The sequence below is a fragment of the Pseudomonas sp. IPO3747 genome (assembly GCF_013385245.1).
In the GTDB taxonomy this organism is placed as follows: domain Bacteria; phylum Pseudomonadota; class Gammaproteobacteria; order Pseudomonadales; family Pseudomonadaceae; genus Aquipseudomonas; species Aquipseudomonas edaphica.
The window spans coordinates 583,395-599,548 of the sequence record NZ_JACAQL010000004.1; the positions used below are offsets into that span (position 1 = coordinate 583,395).

The window sequence follows — 16,154 nt, forward strand, 5'->3', positions numbered from 1 at the left end:
GAACCATCTGTATGTACGTTATTTGCATGATCTGTCATTTGGCCTTCATGCAGAATGCCTGTATTTTCCAAGGACTCGACGCCAACCCTTGAAGCCCATGAACCCCGAAAAACTCGAATTGCTGATCACCCGCGAAATGCCCTTCGGCAAGTACAAGGGACGCATCATCGCCGACCTGCCCGGCCCCTACCTGAACTGGTTTGCCCGTGAGGGTTTTCCTCACGGCGAGCTGGGCGGTTTGCTCGCTTTGATGCAGGAAATCGACCACAACGGCCTGTCAGAACTGCTGGAGCCGCTGCGCGTAAAGCACGGCAAACCCGCCCCCCGCCATTAAGAGCCCACGCTATGCCAAGGAATGCAGACAACGAATGTCACTGGCACGCCATCGCCCAGCGCTATGAGCTGGAGCCTGGCCCGATCAATCTGGAAAACGGCTACTTCGGGCGCATGAGCCGTGCTGTGCAGGCGCAGTATCTGGAGCATGTGGCCTTTATTAACCGCAGCAACTCGCTGTATGTGCGTCAGCGCTTCGAGCAAGGTGAAAATGTCGAGATCCGTCAGCAACTGGCCGGGCTGATCGATGCCGACCCGGAGGCGATCGCTTTCACCCGCAACGCCACCGAGGCTTTGCAATCGCTGATCCGCAACTACAACAGCCTGCAACCAGGCGATCAGGTGCTGATCAGTGATCTGGAGTACGACACGGTCAAAGGCGCCATGCGCTGGTTGGCCGGTGTTCGCGGCGTGGAAGTCGTCGAACTTGCCCACGCCCACCCAGCCAGTTTCGACAGCCTGGTGCAGACCTATCGCAATGCGTTCGTGCAGTACCCGCGCCTCAAGCTGATGGCGCTGACCCATGTCACCCACCGCACCGGCCTGGTGATGCCGGTCGCAGCCATCGCTAAAGCGGCCCGTGAGCATGGCGTGGACGTGATTCTTGATGGCGCCCATGCGTTGGGCCAGATTGACTTCAACCTCGCCGAACTGGGCATTCAGTTCGCCGGGTTCAACCTGCATAAATGGATCGGCGCGCCGCTGACCCTGGGTTTTCTGTACATCGCCCCGGAGCGCCTGGCCGATATCGACCCGGACATGGGTGAGTTTCACTACCCCGCCAGCGACGTGCGTGCGCGCACCTCCTACAGCACGCCGAATTTTCCGGCGTTGATGACCTTGCCGTTGGTGCTGGAGGAACATCGCAACCTCGGCGGCTCGGCGGCCAAGGGTGCGCGCGTCAATTACCTGCGTGATCGCTGGGTCAGCCAGGTGCGCGGGTTGCCGGGGATTGAGGTGCTGACACCGGATGATCCGCGGCTGTATTGCGCGATTACGGCGTTCAAGTTTACTGGGCGGGATCAGACGGCGATGGCGGATCGGTTGCTCAAGGAGTACGACCTGTTTACCACCACGCGCACAGGTGCGGCGTTTGGAACCTGTATTCGGGTGACGCCTGGGCTAGTGACGTCGGCGGCAGACATCGATGTGTTGGTCAACGCAATAACTGAGTTAAGCACGGACTAAAACTGTGGGAGCTGGCTTGCCTGCGATGGCGGTGTATCAGTAGAAACATCCTAACCTGACCCACCGCTATCGCAGGCAAGCCAGCTCCCACAGTTGATCGGAGTTGAATGTGAGTTTTTTGCAGGCAAAAAAAAGCGGTACACCGACCAAGTGCACCGCAAAAATGCCGTTAAGCACAGCAACAACGATTCGGTAAATCAGATCAGTCCAGCAGTGCCAGCGCCTGTGCGGTGACTTCCTGGATACGGGCCCAGTCGCCGTTCTTGACCCATTCAGGGTCCAGCATCCAGCTACCGCCCACGCACATCACGTTTTTCAACGCCATGTAGTTTTTGATGTTGGCCGGGCCAACGCCGCCGGTTGGGCAGAATTTAACTTCGCCGAACGGGCCGCCCAGGGCCTTGATTGCAGCCACGCCGCCGCTGACTTCGGCCGGGAACAGCTTGAAGCGGCGATAACCCAGGCCATAGCCTTCCATGATGCCGGAAGCATTGCTGATGCCAGGCAACAGCGGAATCGGGCTGTGCACCGAGGCTTCCAGCAGGTCACGGGTAATGCCGGGGGTGACGATGAACTGCGAACCGGCAACCTCGGCCGCTTCGAGCATGTGGCGGTCGAGTACGGTGCCGGCACCGGTGCACAGTTCAGGGCGTTGCTCGCGCAGTACCTGAATGGCCTTGAGGCCGAACTCGGAGCGCAGGGTCACTTCCAATGCGGTCAAACCGCCGGCTGCCAGGGCATCGGCCAGCGGCAGGATGTCCTGTTCGCGGGCGATGGTGATCACCGGCAGGATCCGCGCCTTGGCGCAGAGGCTGTCGATCAGGGCAACTTTGTCCGCCATGGACACGGTCGGTTGAGGGCTTTTCATAGCGGCTGATCCTTGGCTCATGGGCACCAGTAAATCTCTAAAGTAGGTTGCAAAAACGCGCGAATCGGCATGGCAGCAACGTCGTCACTGGCCAGCGCGGCGCTCAAGGTGGTCAATTTCGAACTGCCGGAAATCGACAGCACGGTGTAATGGGCCGTGGCCAGCAGCGCGCGACTCATGGTCAGGCGCTGGTGCGGCACAGTCGGCGCCAGCATCGGCCAGCAACGGCGCGTGCCGTCAGGCTTGAGCGCCTCGCCCAGGTTGGGGCTGTTGGGGAACAGCGATGCGGTGTGGCCGTCATCGCCCATGCCGAGTACCAGCACATCGATCGCGGGTAGCTCTGCCAACTGGCGATCGGCCAGTTCGGCGGCGTCTTCCAGGTTCGCGGCAACGTTGTACAGGCTGAGGAACTTGGCCTTGGCCGCCGGGCCCTGGAGCAAATACTTTTTCAACAGGCCGGCATTGCTGTCGGCATGTTCCACCGGCACCCAGCGCTCGTCGGCCAGGGTGATGGTGACCTTGGACCAGTCCAGGCCTTGTTTGGCCAGGTTCTGAAAAAACGCCACGGGGCTGCGGCCACCGGACACGACCAGGGTCGCTTCGCCACGGGCACTGATGGCCGCGCGCAGTTGCTCGGCCACGTCAGTGGCCAGGCCATCGGCCAGCAACACCGGCGTGCGGTACTCATGGGCTGTCACGCCCTGAGGCAGTTTCAATTCAGATATCGCCATACCACGACCTCCCATCCCGCGTGATCAGTGCAATTGAGCTCATCGGCCCCCAGGACCCCGCCGCATACGGCTTGGGCGCATCACCGGATTTTTTCCACCCGGCGATCAACTGGTCACACCACTTCCACGCGGCTTCGATTTCATCTTTGCGAACAAACAGGTTCTGATTGCCGCGCATTACTTCCAGCAACAGCCGCTCGTAGGCATCGGGAATCCGTGCACTGCGATAGGTGTCGGAAAAATTCAGTTGCAGCGGGCCGCTGCGCAGTTGCATGCCCTTGTCCAGGCCTTGCTCTTTGGTCATCACGCGCAAGGAAATACCTTCGTCCGGCTGCAGGCGGATGATCAGTTTGTTGCTGATCTGCAGGCGCTGCTCGGGGGCGAAGATATAGTGGGACGGTTCCTTGAAGTGAATGACGATCTGCGACAGCTTTTGCGGCATGCGTTTGCCAGTACGCAGGTAGAACGGCACGCCAGCCCAACGCCAGTTGCGGATATCGGCACGCAGGGCGACGAACGTCTCGGTGTCGCTCTGGGTGTTGGAGTTCTCTTCTTCCAGGTAGCCCGGCACCGGCTTGCCGGCGCTGTAGCCGGCGATGTACTGGCCGCGCACCACTTGGGTGGTCAGGCCTTCCGGGCTGATCGGCGCCAGGGCCTTGAGCACCTTGACCTTCTCGTCACGGATGCTGTCGGCGGACAGGTCGGCCGGTGGGTCCATGGCGATCAGGCACAGCAGCTGCAGCAAGTGATTCTGGATCATGTCACGCAGTTGGCCGGCCTTGTCGAAGTAACCCCAACGGCCTTCGATACCGACCTGCTCGGCCACGGTGATTTCCACGTGGGAAATGTAGTGCTGGTTCCACTGGGTTTCGAACAGGCTGTTGGCGAAACGCAGCGCAATCAGGTTCTGTACGGTTTCTTTGCCCAGGTAGTGGTCGATGCGGTAGGTGCGGTTTTCCGGGAAAAACTGCGCCACGGCGTCGTTGACCTTGCGCGAGGATTCCAGGTCCGAACCGATGGGCTTTTCCAGCACCACGCGGGTGTTGTCCGCCAGGCCGACCTTGGCGAGGTTCTCGCAGATCGCGCCATACACCGCCGCCGGGGTGGCGAAATAGGCGATCAGGCGTTGGTCGCTGCCGACTTTTTCGGCCAGAGCGACGTAGTCATCGGCTTTCATGAAGTCGACGTGCACGTAGGCCAGACGCGCCAGGAAGCGCGCGGCCACAGCTTCGTCGAGTTCCTTGCCGACGTAGTTACGCAGTTCTTTTTCGATATGGGCCAGGTGCTCCTGCTCGGAACCGGCTTCACGGGCCAGGCCCAGGATGCGCGTATCGTCGTGCAGCAGCCCGGCGCCATCGAGTTGGTAGAGGGCAGGAAATAACTTGCGCAGCGCCAGATCACCCAAGGCGCCAAACAGGGCAAAGGTGCAGGGTTCTACGGTTATCGAAGGCATGATGTTTGTTCTTTTATCAAGTTAAGCTACAAATACCTTTTTTCAAGGCATCACTCAAGGAAAAATGTAGTAATAACCACAACATTTTCCCGAAATACGCATTCCGAGTGGTGGTGTTCAGCTACCCTCAGTAGGATAGGCCACCGCAAAGGGCCACTCGTCGATGGGTTACCGCCCTTTATTTGCATCGTCGCCCGAAGGAAAGACTGAATGGACCGCGTGCGAAATCTTCTGGAACAGATCCGGAACCGCCTCGAAGAATTGAACAAGGCCGAGAAAAAAGTCGCCGAGGTCATCCTGCAAAACCCACAGCAGGCGACCCGCTTCTCGATCGCCGCCCTCGCCCAAGCCGCCTCGGTCAGTGAACCGACGGTCAACCGTTTCTGCCGTTCGTTCGGCGTCAGCGGTTACCCTGAACTTAAATTGCAGCTGGCGCAAAGTCTGGCCAGTGGTGCGGCGTATGTGAGCCGCGCCGTGGAGGCCGATGATAACCCTGAGGCCTACACCCAGAAGATCTTTGGCAGCGCCATTGCCTCCCTGGACAGTGCGTGCCAGGCCCTCGACCCGGCGCTGATCAGCAAGGCCGTGGATTTGTTGATCCAGGCGCGGCAGATCCATTTCTTTGGCCTGGGCGCTTCGGCACCGGTGGCCATGGATGCGCTGCACAAGTTCTTCCGCTTCAACCTGGCCGTGACCGCCCATGCCGACGTGCTGATGCAGCGCATGATCGCGTCTGTGGCGCATACGGGCGAGCTGTTTGTGATCATTTCCTACACCGGGCGTACCCGGGAGCTGGTGGAAGTGGCGCGTATCGCCCGGGAAAACGGTGCGTCGGTACTGGGCGTGACTGCCGAGAACTCGCCCTTGGCCAAGGCCAGTACGGTGAGCTTGAACATTCCATTGCCGGAAGACACTGACATCTACATGCCGATGACGTCGCGGATCATTCAGTTAACGGTGCTGGACGTGCTGGCAACCGGCATGACCTTGCGCCGCGGGGTGGATTTCCAGCCGCATCTGCGCAAGATCAAAGAGAGCTTGAATGACAGCCGGTATCCGGTGGGGGATGAATTCAACTAGCAGCAATCTCCACCAGCAGTACCGACCCTATCGCAGGCAAGCCAGCTCCCACAGTGAACCGAGCTGCCCATTTGGAATGGATTCCCCTGTGGGAGCTGGCTTGCCTGCGATAGCGCCATAAGCTCCACCACTAAACCCCGGCCCGCGCCTGCAAACTCAGGTGCGCCCGCTCCCCCGGCGCCAGACTGGCTGCCGCCATCGCCGACTCCACGCACACAAACCCCGACGCCTCGTTAAAGCTCACGCCCAACAACGGCCGACTGCCCGGATGCCATACCACGGTGTCGGCGCTGTCGCCGGTGTCGATGCACAGTTCGCGTTGCCAGGCGTGGTCCTTGAGCTGCAGTTCACCCTCATGCTGGAACACCCGCTGGCAGCCGCCATCCACTCGCAGTTCACCTTCCTGCTGGCAAACCTGACGGCTGAGCTGGTCATAACCTTGCGCACCGTCAAGCCCAGACAGCGCTATCTCGTCGACGTGACCAATACGCCAATAAGCGTGCAACGCATGGCTCAACTGGCACGGCAACTCGTCCTGGTGCTCGGTGCTCAGGCGCAGCTCCAGGGTCTCGCCCAGGTGCGCGTGCAGGTCGACCTGCCAGTCGCACAGCTGCAATTGCCAGTGCAGGCGCACGCCGTCGTCGTCGGTGCTGCTGTCGAGCAGTTTCCAGTCGATCAGCCGCGCCCAGCCATGGGACGGCCAGGCGTTTTCGCTCGGATGGCGCCCATACCAGGGCCAGCACACCGGCACGCCACCACGGATGGCGCCGACTTGTGGCCACTTGGCTGCGCACCACAGCCAGGGTTTCTGGCCTGTGGGCTGAAAGTGCAGCAATTGCGCACCCTGGCGGCTGAACACCGCCTGGCACAGCGGATGGTCGATCACCAATACATCGCGCATCTGAAAGCGCTCCCAGGCGAACACCGGTTGTTCACGCAGGGATTTGAAAAAGCGTTGCAGCGGATGCTCATGCATGTGCCACGGTCCTGGAGTTCATTGTTGCTCAAGCTTGGTTACCCTGTGGGAGCTGGCTTGCCTGCGATGGCATCGCCTCGGCCATCCAGGCAGACCGCGTCGTTTGCATCGCAGGCAAGCCAGCTCCCACATGGGTAGTGCAGCGCGCCCCAAAAAAAGCGGGTAGCCATGGCTACCCGCAAAATGCGCACAGAGAGAAGGAGCTTATCGCAACAGCGTTAGAACGTAGACTGAATTTTCAGGCCCGCTACCAACGCGTTGTCGACTTTATCGACGCCACCTGGGTGGGTAACGTATTGCAGGTTAGGACGCACGGTCAGCCAGTTGGTGACGTGGAAGCCGTAGTTGATTTCAGTGTTGTACTCGGTGTCACGCAGCGGCGCGTAGCCCACCTGATCGTAGTCGGTGAAACCACCGGCTGCGTTCAGCAACTCTGCGTTTTTCCTCACGTCCTGGTTGACATGGATGCGGGAGAAACCGATACCGACGTCATCTTTTGGACGCGCATCGAACGGGCCTTTGTAGACCAGCATCAACGACTGATAGTTGTCGACGAGGTTGGTGTCCTTGTCGTGGAAGGTGGCGTTGGCCGCGATGTTCAGGCCGCGCGACGCGTCGCCGTTATGGGTGGTAAGTTGCTGCTGCACAACGCCCCAATAGCCGCTTTTGCTGCTACGGGTACGGTAAGCCAAGCCTGAGGTGGCGGCATCGTTGCCGTTAACGTCTTCACGTACGTCGCTGGCATCCGCGGCGCTCTTGTAGTAACCCACGCGGTATTCGCCCGGCAGGCCATTGACCTTCGGCGACCAGACCAACTCCACCGGAATCACGGTGCCCTTGGTGCCGCTGCCGCTGAGCTTGAAGCCATTGCCGTGCTCAAGCTGCGACGGGTTCTGGTTGTACGCACCGATCTGCGCATACAGCTCAGGCGTGATGTTGTACTTCACGCGGATAGCGGCCTGGGCGACCGGCCAGTTGTACCAGGTGTTTACATAGTTACCCACCTGCGAGCCACAGAACGACAGGTTCTGGAAGTCGCATGGGAAGGTGTTGAAGTCTTCGCCTTCACCGAAGTAACCGAGTTTCACGTCCAGCTTGTTATCGAACATCTGGTGCTGAATCCAGAACTGGGTCAGACGCACCATGTGGCCACGACCATAGACTTCCATCGACGAACTCAGCGTGCCGGCACGCGGGTCACCGATACGGTCGTTGGAGATGTTTTGGCCATTACGGTTGGTCAACTGGATCTTGGCCTGGGTGTTGTCCCAGCCCCACAGCTTTTGCAGATCGAGCGCTACGCCCAACCCGAACTGGTCGGAGTAACGGCCGGTCTTGTCGTCGTTATAGCCGCCGTGCAGGTTGGCGCCCATTTCCCCTACGTAGTCAGCCTTGATGTCGATACCTTGCTCGATCAGCTTGGTACGCTCGCCACCCCAATCACCGGTCATCCACTTGGAATCGGCGCTGAATGCATCGGCCGCCATCGCATTGGCGGACAATACCAGGGCTGCTGCTGCTGACAGTTGGCAGATCAGCCGAGTGTTGTTGTGTTGCTTTTTCATCCCTACATCCTCGTCTTTATTGTTATTTAACTGTTTTTATCTAACGCGGGTTACTTTTTTTAACCAAAACAACAAGTTATCTGCTTCAGCGGCCTTTGAATTGGGCCACGTTGTCGGCATGCCCGTGTGCAGGCAATGAGGCAGCAGTGCCCAAGCGTTCTCCGGTTTTGGCGTCGAACAGCAATACCTTGGCCGGGTCGAATTGCAGGGTCAGGGTCTCACCGACCTGCGGTGCAACGTCCGGCGCGAGGCGGCAGCAGACTTTGGTGTCGTTGAGTTGCACAAACACCAACGTGTCCGGACCGGTTGGCTCAGTGACCTGGACTTCGGCACGAATGCTCGACGACCCATTCGCTTCACCCGTGGCCAGAACAATTTGCTCCGGGCGCAGACCCAGGATCACATCGCGATCTTCAAGCCCAGCATCACTCATACCCAGCGGCAGCTCGCAACGGGCCTGGCCGCTGTCGAGCAGTGCCACCAGGCGACCGTCCTTGCGTTGCAGGCGCAAAGGTATGAAGTTCATTGGAGGTGAACCGATAAAGCTTGCCACAAACAGGTTGGCCGGGTCGTTATAGATTTCTTTCGGCGTGCCAAATTGTTGAATGATGCCGTCCTTCATCACCGCCACTTTATCGCCCAGGGTCATTGCTTCGATCTGGTCGTGGGTGACGTACACGGTGGTGGTTTTCAGGCGCTGGTGCATCAGTTTCATTTCGGTGCGCATCTCGACACGCAGCTTGGCGTCGAGGTTGGACAGCGGTTCGTCGAACAGGTAGATCTTCGGCCGACGTGCCAGGGCGCGGCCCATGGCCACACGCTGTTGCTGGCCACCGGACAACTGACCTGGCTTGCGGTTAAGCAGGTGCTCGATCTGCAGCAGCTTGGCCACGCGCGCCACTTCGGCGTCGATATCCGCCTGGGGCATCTTGCGGATCTTGAGACCGAACTCGATGTTCTCGCGCACGCTCATGGTCGGGTACAGCGCGTAGGACTGAAACACCATGGCGATGTCACGGTCCTTGGGGCTCATGCCGCTCACGTCCTGGTCGCCGATCATGATCGCGCCGCCGGTGATGGTCTCAAGGCCGGCGATGCAGTTCATCAGCGTGGATTTACCGCACCCCGAAGGGCCGACCAGAATCAGGAACTCACCCTCTTTGATCGACAGTTCGATGTTCTTCAAGGTGTCGGGCAGGCCGGCGCCATAGGTCTTGTTTACATTGCGAAGTTCGAGCGTAGCCATGATTACCCCTTGACCGCGCCGGCCGTGAGGCCGCGCACGAAATACTTGCCTGCGATCACATAGACCAGCAGGGTCGGCAGCCCGGCGATCATCGCCGCCGCCATATCCACGTTATATTCCTTGGCCCCGGTGCTGGTGTTGACCAGGTTGTTCAGCGCCACCGTAATGGGCTGCGAGTCGCCGCTGGAGAACACCACGCCAAACAGGAAGTCGTTCCAGATCTGGGTGAACTGCCAGATCAGGCAGACCATGATGATCGGCGTCGACATCGGCAGAATGATCAGCCGGAAGATGGTGAAGAAACCTGCACCGTCCAGTCGCGCCGCCTTGATCAGAGCATCCGGAATGCTCACGTAGTAATTACGGAAGAACAGCGTAGTAAACGCCAACCCGTAGACCACGTGCACAAACACCAGGCCCGTGGTGGTACTGGCCAGGCCCATCTTGCCGAGGGTGAACGAGGCCGGCAGCAGCACGGTCTGGAACGGCAGGAAGCAGCCGAACAGCAGCAAGCCGAAGAACAGCTGCGAACCTTTGAAGCGCCAGAACGACAGCACATAGCCGTTCAACGCGCCGATGGCGGTGGAGATCAGTACCGCCGGAACGGTGATCTTGATCGAGTTCCAGAAGTAACCGTCAACGGTGGCCCAGGCCTTGACCCAGCCGATGCCGGTCACGACGGTCGGCCAGCTCAGCAGGTTGCCGGTGCTGATATCTTCGGGGGTTTTGAAGCTGGTCAGCAGCATCACCACCAGCGGCACCAGGTACAGCAGCACGGCGAGGATCAGCACCGCGTAGATCGCGATGCGACTCAGGCTGATGGCAGGTTTGGAGGCGAGACTAGTCATTGCGCTTGGTCCTCAGCTCGGAATACAGGTAAGGCACGATGATCGCGAGGATCGCGCCGAGCATCAGGATTGCACTGGCCGAGCCCATGCCCATCTGGCCACGGCTGAAGGTGAACGAGTACATGAACATCGCAGGCAGGTCGGACGAGTAGCCCGGGCCGCCGGCGGTCATGGCCGCTACCAGGTCGAAGCTCTTGATCGCGATGTGCGCGAGGATCATCACCGCACTGAAGAACACCGGGCGCAGGCTTGGCAGCACCACGCTCCAATAGATGCGCGGCAGGCTGGCGCCATCGATTTGCGCGGCGCGCACGATCGACTGATCAACGCCACGCAGGCCGGCCAGGAACATCGCCATGATGAAGCCCGAGGCTTGCCACACGGCGGCAATCACCAGGCAGTACACCACGCGGTCGGGGTCGATCAGCCAGTCGAGACGGAAGCCTTCCCAGCCCCAGTCACGCAGAAGTTTGTCCAGGCCCATGCCCGGGTTGAGCAGCCATTTCCAGGCCGTACCGGTCACGATCATCGAGAGCGCCATCGGGTACAGGTAAATGGTGCGGATAAAGCCTTCGCGGCGGATTTTCTGGTCGAGGAAAATCGCCAGTGTCACGCCGATCACCAAGGTGATGCCGATAAACATCCCGCCGAACAGCGCCAGGTTCTTGCTCGCCACCCACCAACGGTCGTTGTCGAACAACCGCGCGTATTGTGCAAGACCGGCCCATTTGTAGCTGGGCAGGAACGTGGACGTGGTGAACGACAGCACGAATGTCCACAGGATGTAGCCGTAGAAGCCCACCAGCACGATGAACATGCTCGGCGCCAGCACCAGCTTAGGGAGCCAGCGCTGCAGCGCATCGAACGGCGAGGCCTTGCTGAACACAGCAACAGAACTCATGGGAAAATCCAGTACAGGGAAAAAGGACTACAGGAGCAAGCCTTGTGAGGGGTCAGGGGGTTTCCCCTCACAAGGACCAGCCGTGCTAACCGTTACTTGGCAGACTTGATCGCAGCGCCGAGTTTCTTGGCGGTGTCGGCCGGGTCGGCTTTCGGGTCGTTGATGTAGTTGGTCACGACATCAAAGAACGCACCTTGTACCGCCAGGGTAGTGGCCATGTTGTGGGCCATACTTGGCTGCAGGCCACCGGTCTTGGCGTCCGCCAGGAAGTCTTTGGCAGCGGTCTGGGCGCAGGAGTCGAAACCGAGCTTGTCCATTTCATTGAGCATGTCGGTACGAACCGGGATCGAGCCTTTGTTGATGCTGAAGACTTTCTGGAAGTTTTCACCCAGTACCACTTTGGCGATGTCCTTCTGACCTTCCTGAGTGCCCTTGTCTTTAACTTTGAACACCGCCAGGGAGTCGATGTTGTAGGTAAAGGCTTTGTCGGTACCTGGGAAAGCTACGCACTCGTAGTCTTTGCCGGCGACTTTCTTGGCGGCAGTCCACTCGGACTTGGCCCAGTCACCCATGATCTGCATGCCGGCCTTGCCGTTGATGACTTTGCCGGCTTCCAGGTTCCAGTCCTGGCCTTTGCCGTCGACGTCCATATAGGTCGCGACCTTTTTAAGCTCAGTCAGGGCCTTGACCATTTGCGGGCCGGTCAGCGCGTCGTTATCCAGGTCAACCAGGGCTTTCTTGTAGCCGTCGGCACCCATCACCGACAGTACGACCGCTTCAAATACGGTGCTGTCCTGCCAAGGCTGGCCACCGTGGGCGAGCGGGATGAAGCCTGCGGCCTTGAGCTTGTCGCCGGCTGCGTAGAATTCTTCGAGGGTGGTCGGGTTCTTGGTGATACCGGCTTTCTTGAAGACTTCCGGGTTGATCCACAGCCAGTTTACGCGGTGAATATTGACCGGCACGGCAACGTAGTTACCTTCGTACTTCACGGTATCGGAGACTTTCTTGTCGAGCAGCGAGTCCCACTTTTCTTCTTTGGCGACGTCTTTAAGCACGTCGGTGTCGAGCAAGCCAGTGGACGCCCATTCCTGAATGTCCGGGCCTTTGATCTGGGCAACGCCTGGCGGGTTGCCAGCGACTGCGCGGCTTTTCAGCACAGTCATTGCAGTGGCGCCACCGCCACCGGCTACGGCGCCGTCTTTCCAGACGAAGCCATCTTTCTCAACTTGAGCCTTCAGTACGTCTACTGCTGCTTTTTCACCGCCTGAGGTCCACCAATGCACAACTTCAACCGTCCCTTTCGAGTCGGCGGCAAATGCACTGAGGGGAAACAACGAGGCAATGGAAATAGCAACGGCGAGGCGATTAATCGCGTTCATCTGAATACCTTTTCTTGTTGTTATGCATGCAAGTCTAGAGCTTGCGCTGCACGGAGTTTAAACATGGATTTTTAGCGCGCAGGTAACAAAGGGACGCACAAATGTCACCACTTGGTGACATAACATCCTTGGCCCAATGCGCTGGTCATACTCGGTGACAAGGGTAGTGCAGGCAGTACGACCGCTTGCCAGGCATGGTACAGGTCCGGCTTGCCACCCCAGATCTTGCTGCTGGGTTGGTTGTGCGGGCTGAGTTCGTGGTGCCAGCTGCCGTTGATACGGTCGATAAAGTGGCTTTCGCAGAACTCCCAAAAGCGCCGATACCAGGTTTCGTAATGCAGCTCGCCGGTGCGTTTGAGCAAAGCCTGGGCCGCCGCGCTGGCTTCGGCGTGGGTCCAGTGCAGGCGCTCGCGCACCACTGGCTGGTGCTTCCAGTCCAGGGTGTAGACGATGCCGGGAGCGCCGTCCACGGCCCAGGCGTATTCGCAGGCGCTGGCGAACAGGCCGCGGGCGTCGCTCACCAGCCAGTCCGGCGTGGCCAGCCCGGCTTGCAGGCGTGCAGCTTCCAGGTGCAGCACCAAACGTGCCCATTCGAAACCGTGGCCGGGGGTGATGCCATACGGGCGGAAGCCATCGGCAGGGTTGTCTTCGTTGTAGCCGAGCAAGGGTTGCCAGTGCGTGTCGAAATGCTCGATCACCATGAACTGGTTGCCGGCAGCGTGAGTGTGGATAACGCGCTCGGCAATGCGCAGCGCGCGGTCCAGCCAGCGTGTTTCACCGGTGACATCGGCCAGTGCCAGGAAGGCTTCGGTGGCGTGCATGTTGCTGTTGGCGCCGCGATAGGCTTCGACGCCGCTCCAGTCCTGGGCGAAGGACTCGAGCATCACGCCCTCCTCCTCGCTCCAGAAGAACTGGTCGATGATATGCACGGCGTCGTTGAGCAGGTTCTGCGCACCGGGTGCGCCGGCCACTACGGCAGAGCTGGCAGCCAGGGCAACGAACGCGTGCAGGTAAGCGGCTTTGCCACGGTTGCCATCCAAGGCGTTGAGCGCGGCGAACCAGCCGCCGTGTTCGCTATCGTGCAAGGGGCCACTGAGGGCGGCAACGCCATGGGCAACCAGGTCGGCATAACCCGGCACCCCCATGGCATGGGCCATGGCAAAGCTGTGGGTCATGCGCGCCGTGTTCATGGTTTCGGCGTGGGCGTCGGCCGGCAGTTGGCCTGTATCGTCAAGGTTGCCGAAGCCGTCTGGCAGACGTGAGGCTTTGGCGAACGCCAGCAGGCGTTGGCCTTCGCTGGCGAGCCAGGCGTGATGGGCAGGTGCGTTCAGCCAACTGCTGGCAGGCAGTGGTTGCATGGTCATGGGTAGCCCTTTTTATTTTTTATGGGATGACCGGAGTCTAAACAAGGGCGAGACGAGGGCAAGTAACGAAGGGGATGGGAAATGTCACCACCTGGTGACATTTGATCGTTCCCACGCAGAGCCCGTCGATCGTTCCCACGCTCCGCGTGGTAATGCAGCCTGTGGCGCTCTGCGCCACAGCGGGACGCGGAGCGTCCATGGCGGCATTCCCACGCAGAGCGTGGGAACGATCATTGGCCCAGTGGGGTGACCCGCGCTGGCGCGTTGAGCTGTTGGTTAAGGTTCTGCACCTGGCTCTGCAACGTGGTGATGTTGCGCGTGGTCTGGATGCGGAACACGTCAAACTCTTTATTGGTTGGCGCATCAGTATTGGCGGGCTGGTTCTCCTGCGCGCTTTTGAGCACCACCAGGTCCTGTTCCAGGCGGGCGATGGCCGCGCTCGGGTTGCCTTGCTTTTTAAGGGCCGCCACGTCGGCGGACAGATCCTTGACCTCACCCTGCGCCGCCTTAAGTGTGGCCACGGCATCGGTCAGCGCCTGCACCTGGCCTTGTAGCTTGGCATTCGCGTTCGACAGTTCAGTGGTGCTGGCACTCATCTGTGCCAGGCGCTGGTCGAGTTCGGTTGCCTGCCCGGCCACGCCGACTTGCTGCTTGCCTTGCTCCAGCAATTGGGTTTCCAACTGCTTGATCTGCAACTTGAGGGCTTCGCTGCCGTTGTTGACGTTGGCCTCGCTGGCCACCACCTTGCCGGAAATGTCTTGCAGGCGCCCCGCCGCTTCTTCGCTGATGCGTGCAAAGCTTTCCTGGGTGGCGACCAACTGCTGGCCCATCAGGGAAATCTGCTGGAAGCTCCACCAGGCAAGGCCGGCGAAGGCGATCAGCAGCGCGCCGACCAAGGCCCACAGGGGGCCGGTGCTGGCGCTCTTGACCTTGACCACCTTGGTTGTGCGCGAGCGCACGGAGGTGGCGGGAGTCGGCTCGAAATCATCATCGTCCCCGATGTCGGCCCGCAGGCTGGGAACGTTGTCGAAATCGTCTTTGGCATCGTTACGCATGAATCAACCCTGAATCGGTGAGATGGCGACCGGAAAAGCCGAGCGAGCGGAGTATAAACCCCGTTGGCGCCGCATTGATCGACCCGGAAGCCTGAATTCGGTTCCCGATGTGTTGCTGGTTGTGAGCTTATTTCAGCCCCGGCTCCTGAGCTTTCCACCAACTGCAGAACTCATCGAGCGCCGTCCACAGGCTGACCTTGGGCTCGTAGTCGAGATAATGCCTGGCACGGCTGATGTCCAGGGTGAAATCTTTGTTCATGACCTGCATGCCCAGGCGCGACAACGACGGCTCCGGGCGACCCGGCCACATTGCGCAGAATGCCTCGTTCAACGCCGCCACGCTGTAGGACAAACCGTACGACCGATACCGGGTGACCTGGGGCATGTCCATCTGGCGCATTACATAATTGACCACATCCCACACTGGCACCGGCGCGCCATTACTGATGTTGTAGGCCTTGCCCAACGCCGAGCCGGTGGCGAGCAAGCTGCTGAGCAGTGCCTCATTGAGGTTGTGCACACTGGTGAAGTCGACCTTGTTCAAACCATCACCGACGATAGCCAGGCGGTTCTTGCGCTGCATTTTAAGCAGGCGCGGGAAGATGCTCATGTCGCCGGCCCCGGTGACAAAACGCGGGCGCAGCGCAAGTACTTCGAGGCCGAATTCCTGGGCGCCAAACACCTTCTGCTCCGCCAGGTATTTGGTGGCGGCGTAGGGATGCTTGAAGCGCTTTGGCACTTGCTCCTCGGTCAGCCCCAGGTGGTCGCGGCCATCAAAGTAGATCGACGGCGACGACAAGTGCACCAGGCGCCCGACACGCTCCTTGAGGCAGGCCTCGACGACGTTTTCGGTGACCAGCACATTGCCCTGGTGGAAGTCCTGGTACTTGCCCCACAACCCGACGGCGCCGGCGCAATGCACCACGGCTTCGACATCGCGGCACAGCTCGCGCACCAGGTCGGCATCATTGAGATCACCCTGGATAAACTCGGCGCCGCGCCTTACCAGGTGCTCCACACCTTCGGCACGCCGCCCGTTGACCCGCACGTCCAGGCCCTGCTCCAGGGCGAAACGCGCAAAACGCCCGCCGATGAAGCCGCTTGCGCCGGTGACCAGAATTTTCATTTGTTACCCCATGCTCTTTCGTTTTTCATCGCTGTTGCCTT

15 protein-coding genes are annotated in these 16,154 nt (G+C 60.0%); 3 read left to right on the forward strand and 12 right to left on the reverse strand.

Translation table 11 applies throughout. From position 1 onward, the window contains the following. Positions 1 to 97 precede the first annotated feature (97 nt). Together HX790_RS09685 and HX790_RS09690 are read left to right on the forward strand one after the other, a co-directional pair. Positions 98 to 334: a DUF3820 family protein gene (locus HX790_RS09685; protein WP_017139191.1), complete on the forward strand. Its 237-nt coding sequence runs from the start codon at positions 98 to 100 to the stop codon at positions 332 to 334. Positions 335 to 345: 11 nt separating this feature from the next. Beyond that, positions 346 to 1,521, forward strand: coding sequence for an aminotransferase class V-fold PLP-dependent enzyme (locus HX790_RS09690; protein WP_017139190.1), 1,176 nt, complete (start codon positions 346 to 348; stop codon positions 1,519 to 1,521). Between the two features lie 202 nt (positions 1,522 to 1,723). Here the strand turns inward: HX790_RS09690 and HX790_RS09695 are convergent, their stop codons facing one another. From HX790_RS09695 to zwf, 3 genes are read right to left on the reverse strand one after another with little or no spacing between them, the layout of a single operon-like run. Next, the gene (locus tag HX790_RS09695; protein WP_026013852.1) at positions 1,724 to 2,389 is read right to left on the reverse strand and encodes a bifunctional 4-hydroxy-2-oxoglutarate aldolase/2-dehydro-3-deoxy-phosphogluconate aldolase; all 666 of its coding nucleotides are present in this window, start codon (positions 2,387 to 2,389) and stop codon (positions 1,724 to 1,726) included. Positions 2,390 to 2,406: 17 nt separating this feature from the next. After that, complete coding sequence (gene pgl / locus HX790_RS09700; protein ID WP_026013851.1) at positions 2,407 to 3,120, reverse strand: 6-phosphogluconolactonase; 714 nt, start codon at positions 3,118 to 3,120, stop codon at positions 2,407 to 2,409. After that, positions 3,107 to 4,573 (reverse strand): glucose-6-phosphate dehydrogenase, encoded by a 1,467-nt coding sequence (zwf, locus tag HX790_RS09705; RefSeq protein ID WP_099550450.1) that lies wholly within the window; start codon positions 4,571 to 4,573, stop codon positions 3,107 to 3,109. Before zwf ends, pgl begins: the two co-directional genes overlap by 14 nt. 219 nt (positions 4,574 to 4,792) lie before the next feature. Here zwf and HX790_RS09710 point away from each other — a divergent pair, with 219 nt between their 5' ends. After that, entirely contained in the window at positions 4,793 to 5,653 is an 861-nt protein-coding gene (locus HX790_RS09710; protein WP_169985276.1) for a MurR/RpiR family transcriptional regulator, read from the forward strand. Between the two features lie 130 nt (positions 5,654 to 5,783). Here HX790_RS09710 and HX790_RS09715 read toward each other — a convergent pair whose 3' ends face one another. From HX790_RS09715 to HX790_RS09755, 9 genes are all read right to left on the reverse strand, one after another. Beyond that, positions 5,784 to 6,629: a D-hexose-6-phosphate mutarotase gene (locus HX790_RS09715; protein ID WP_017139187.1), complete on the reverse strand. Its 846-nt coding sequence runs from the start codon at positions 6,627 to 6,629 to the stop codon at positions 5,784 to 5,786. 218 nt (positions 6,630 to 6,847) lie between these two features. Beyond that, positions 6,848 to 8,194 carry a carbohydrate porin gene (locus tag HX790_RS09720; protein WP_017139186.1) on the reverse strand — a complete coding sequence of 449 codons (1,347 nt, stop codon included), beginning with the start codon at positions 8,192 to 8,194 and terminating at the stop codon, positions 6,848 to 6,850. 85 nt (positions 8,195 to 8,279) lie between these two features. Continuing rightward, a complete protein-coding gene (locus HX790_RS09725) occupies positions 8,280 to 9,440 on the reverse strand; it encodes an ABC transporter ATP-binding protein (RefSeq protein ID WP_017139185.1) in 1,161 nt (386 codons plus the stop codon). Between the two features lie 2 nt (positions 9,441 to 9,442). Then, on the reverse strand, positions 9,443 to 10,288 hold the full coding sequence (locus HX790_RS09730; RefSeq protein WP_017139184.1) for a carbohydrate ABC transporter permease: 846 nt from the start codon (positions 10,286 to 10,288) through the stop codon (positions 9,443 to 9,445). After that, positions 10,281 to 11,189, reverse strand: a complete 909-nt coding sequence (locus HX790_RS09735; RefSeq protein WP_017139183.1) for a carbohydrate ABC transporter permease — start codon at positions 11,187 to 11,189, stop codon at positions 10,281 to 10,283. Before HX790_RS09735 ends, HX790_RS09730 begins: the two co-directional genes overlap by 8 nt. 92 nt (positions 11,190 to 11,281) lie before the next feature. Continuing rightward, on the reverse strand, positions 11,282 to 12,568 hold the full coding sequence (locus HX790_RS09740) for an ABC transporter substrate-binding protein (RefSeq protein ID WP_017139182.1): 1,287 nt from the start codon (positions 12,566 to 12,568) through the stop codon (positions 11,282 to 11,284). A gap of 104 nt (positions 12,569 to 12,672) precedes the next feature. Beyond that, positions 12,673 to 13,932, reverse strand: coding sequence for an AGE family epimerase/isomerase (locus HX790_RS09745; RefSeq protein ID WP_169985122.1), 1,260 nt, complete (start codon positions 13,930 to 13,932; stop codon positions 12,673 to 12,675). Positions 13,933 to 14,162: 230 nt separating this feature from the next. After that, on the reverse strand, positions 14,163 to 14,987 hold the full coding sequence (locus HX790_RS09750; protein WP_138449655.1) for an ATPase: 825 nt from the start codon (positions 14,985 to 14,987) through the stop codon (positions 14,163 to 14,165). A gap of 127 nt (positions 14,988 to 15,114) precedes the next feature. After that, complete coding sequence (locus tag HX790_RS09755) at positions 15,115 to 16,113, reverse strand: NAD(P)-dependent oxidoreductase (protein WP_099550447.1); 999 nt, start codon at positions 16,111 to 16,113, stop codon at positions 15,115 to 15,117. Positions 16,114 to 16,154: the final 41 nt, after the last annotated feature.

Bases quoted from the DNA above. Each gene is read 5' to 3' on its own strand.
- HX790_RS09685 (WP_017139191.1), top strand. From the start codon at position 98: ATGAACCCCGAAAAACTCGAATTGCTGATCACCCGCGAAATGCCCTTC.
- HX790_RS09690 (WP_017139190.1), top strand. From the start codon at position 346: ATGCCAAGGAATGCAGACAACGAATGTCACTGGCACGCCATCGCCCAG.
- HX790_RS09695 (WP_026013852.1), bottom strand. From the start codon at position 2,389: ATGAAAAGCCCTCAACCGACCGTGTCCATGGCGGACAAAGTTGCCCTG.
- pgl (WP_026013851.1), bottom strand. From the start codon at position 3,120: ATGGCGATATCTGAATTGAAACTGCCTCAGGGCGTGACAGCCCATGAG.
- zwf (WP_099550450.1), bottom strand. From the start codon at position 4,573: ATGCCTTCGATAACCGTAGAACCCTGCACCTTTGCCCTGTTTGGCGCC.
- HX790_RS09715 (WP_017139187.1), bottom strand. From the start codon at position 6,629: ATGCATGAGCATCCGCTGCAACGCTTTTTCAAATCCCTGCGTGAACAA.
- HX790_RS09720 (WP_017139186.1), bottom strand. From the start codon at position 8,194: ATGAAAAAGCAACACAACAACACTCGGCTGATCTGCCAACTGTCAGCA.
- HX790_RS09725 (WP_017139185.1), bottom strand. From the start codon at position 9,440: ATGGCTACGCTCGAACTTCGCAATGTAAACAAGACCTATGGCGCCGGC.
- HX790_RS09730 (WP_017139184.1), bottom strand. From the start codon at position 10,288: ATGACTAGTCTCGCCTCCAAACCTGCCATCAGCCTGAGTCGCATCGCG.
- HX790_RS09735 (WP_017139183.1), bottom strand. From the start codon at position 11,189: ATGAGTTCTGTTGCTGTGTTCAGCAAGGCCTCGCCGTTCGATGCGCTG.
- HX790_RS09740 (WP_017139182.1), bottom strand. From the start codon at position 12,568: ATGAACGCGATTAATCGCCTCGCCGTTGCTATTTCCATTGCCTCGTTG.
- HX790_RS09745 (WP_169985122.1), bottom strand. From the start codon at position 13,932: ATGACCATGCAACCACTGCCTGCCAGCAGTTGGCTGAACGCACCTGCC.
- HX790_RS09750 (WP_138449655.1), bottom strand. From the start codon at position 14,987: ATGCGTAACGATGCCAAAGACGATTTCGACAACGTTCCCAGCCTGCGG.
- HX790_RS09755 (WP_099550447.1), bottom strand. From the start codon at position 16,113: ATGAAAATTCTGGTCACCGGCGCAAGCGGCTTCATCGGCGGGCGTTTT.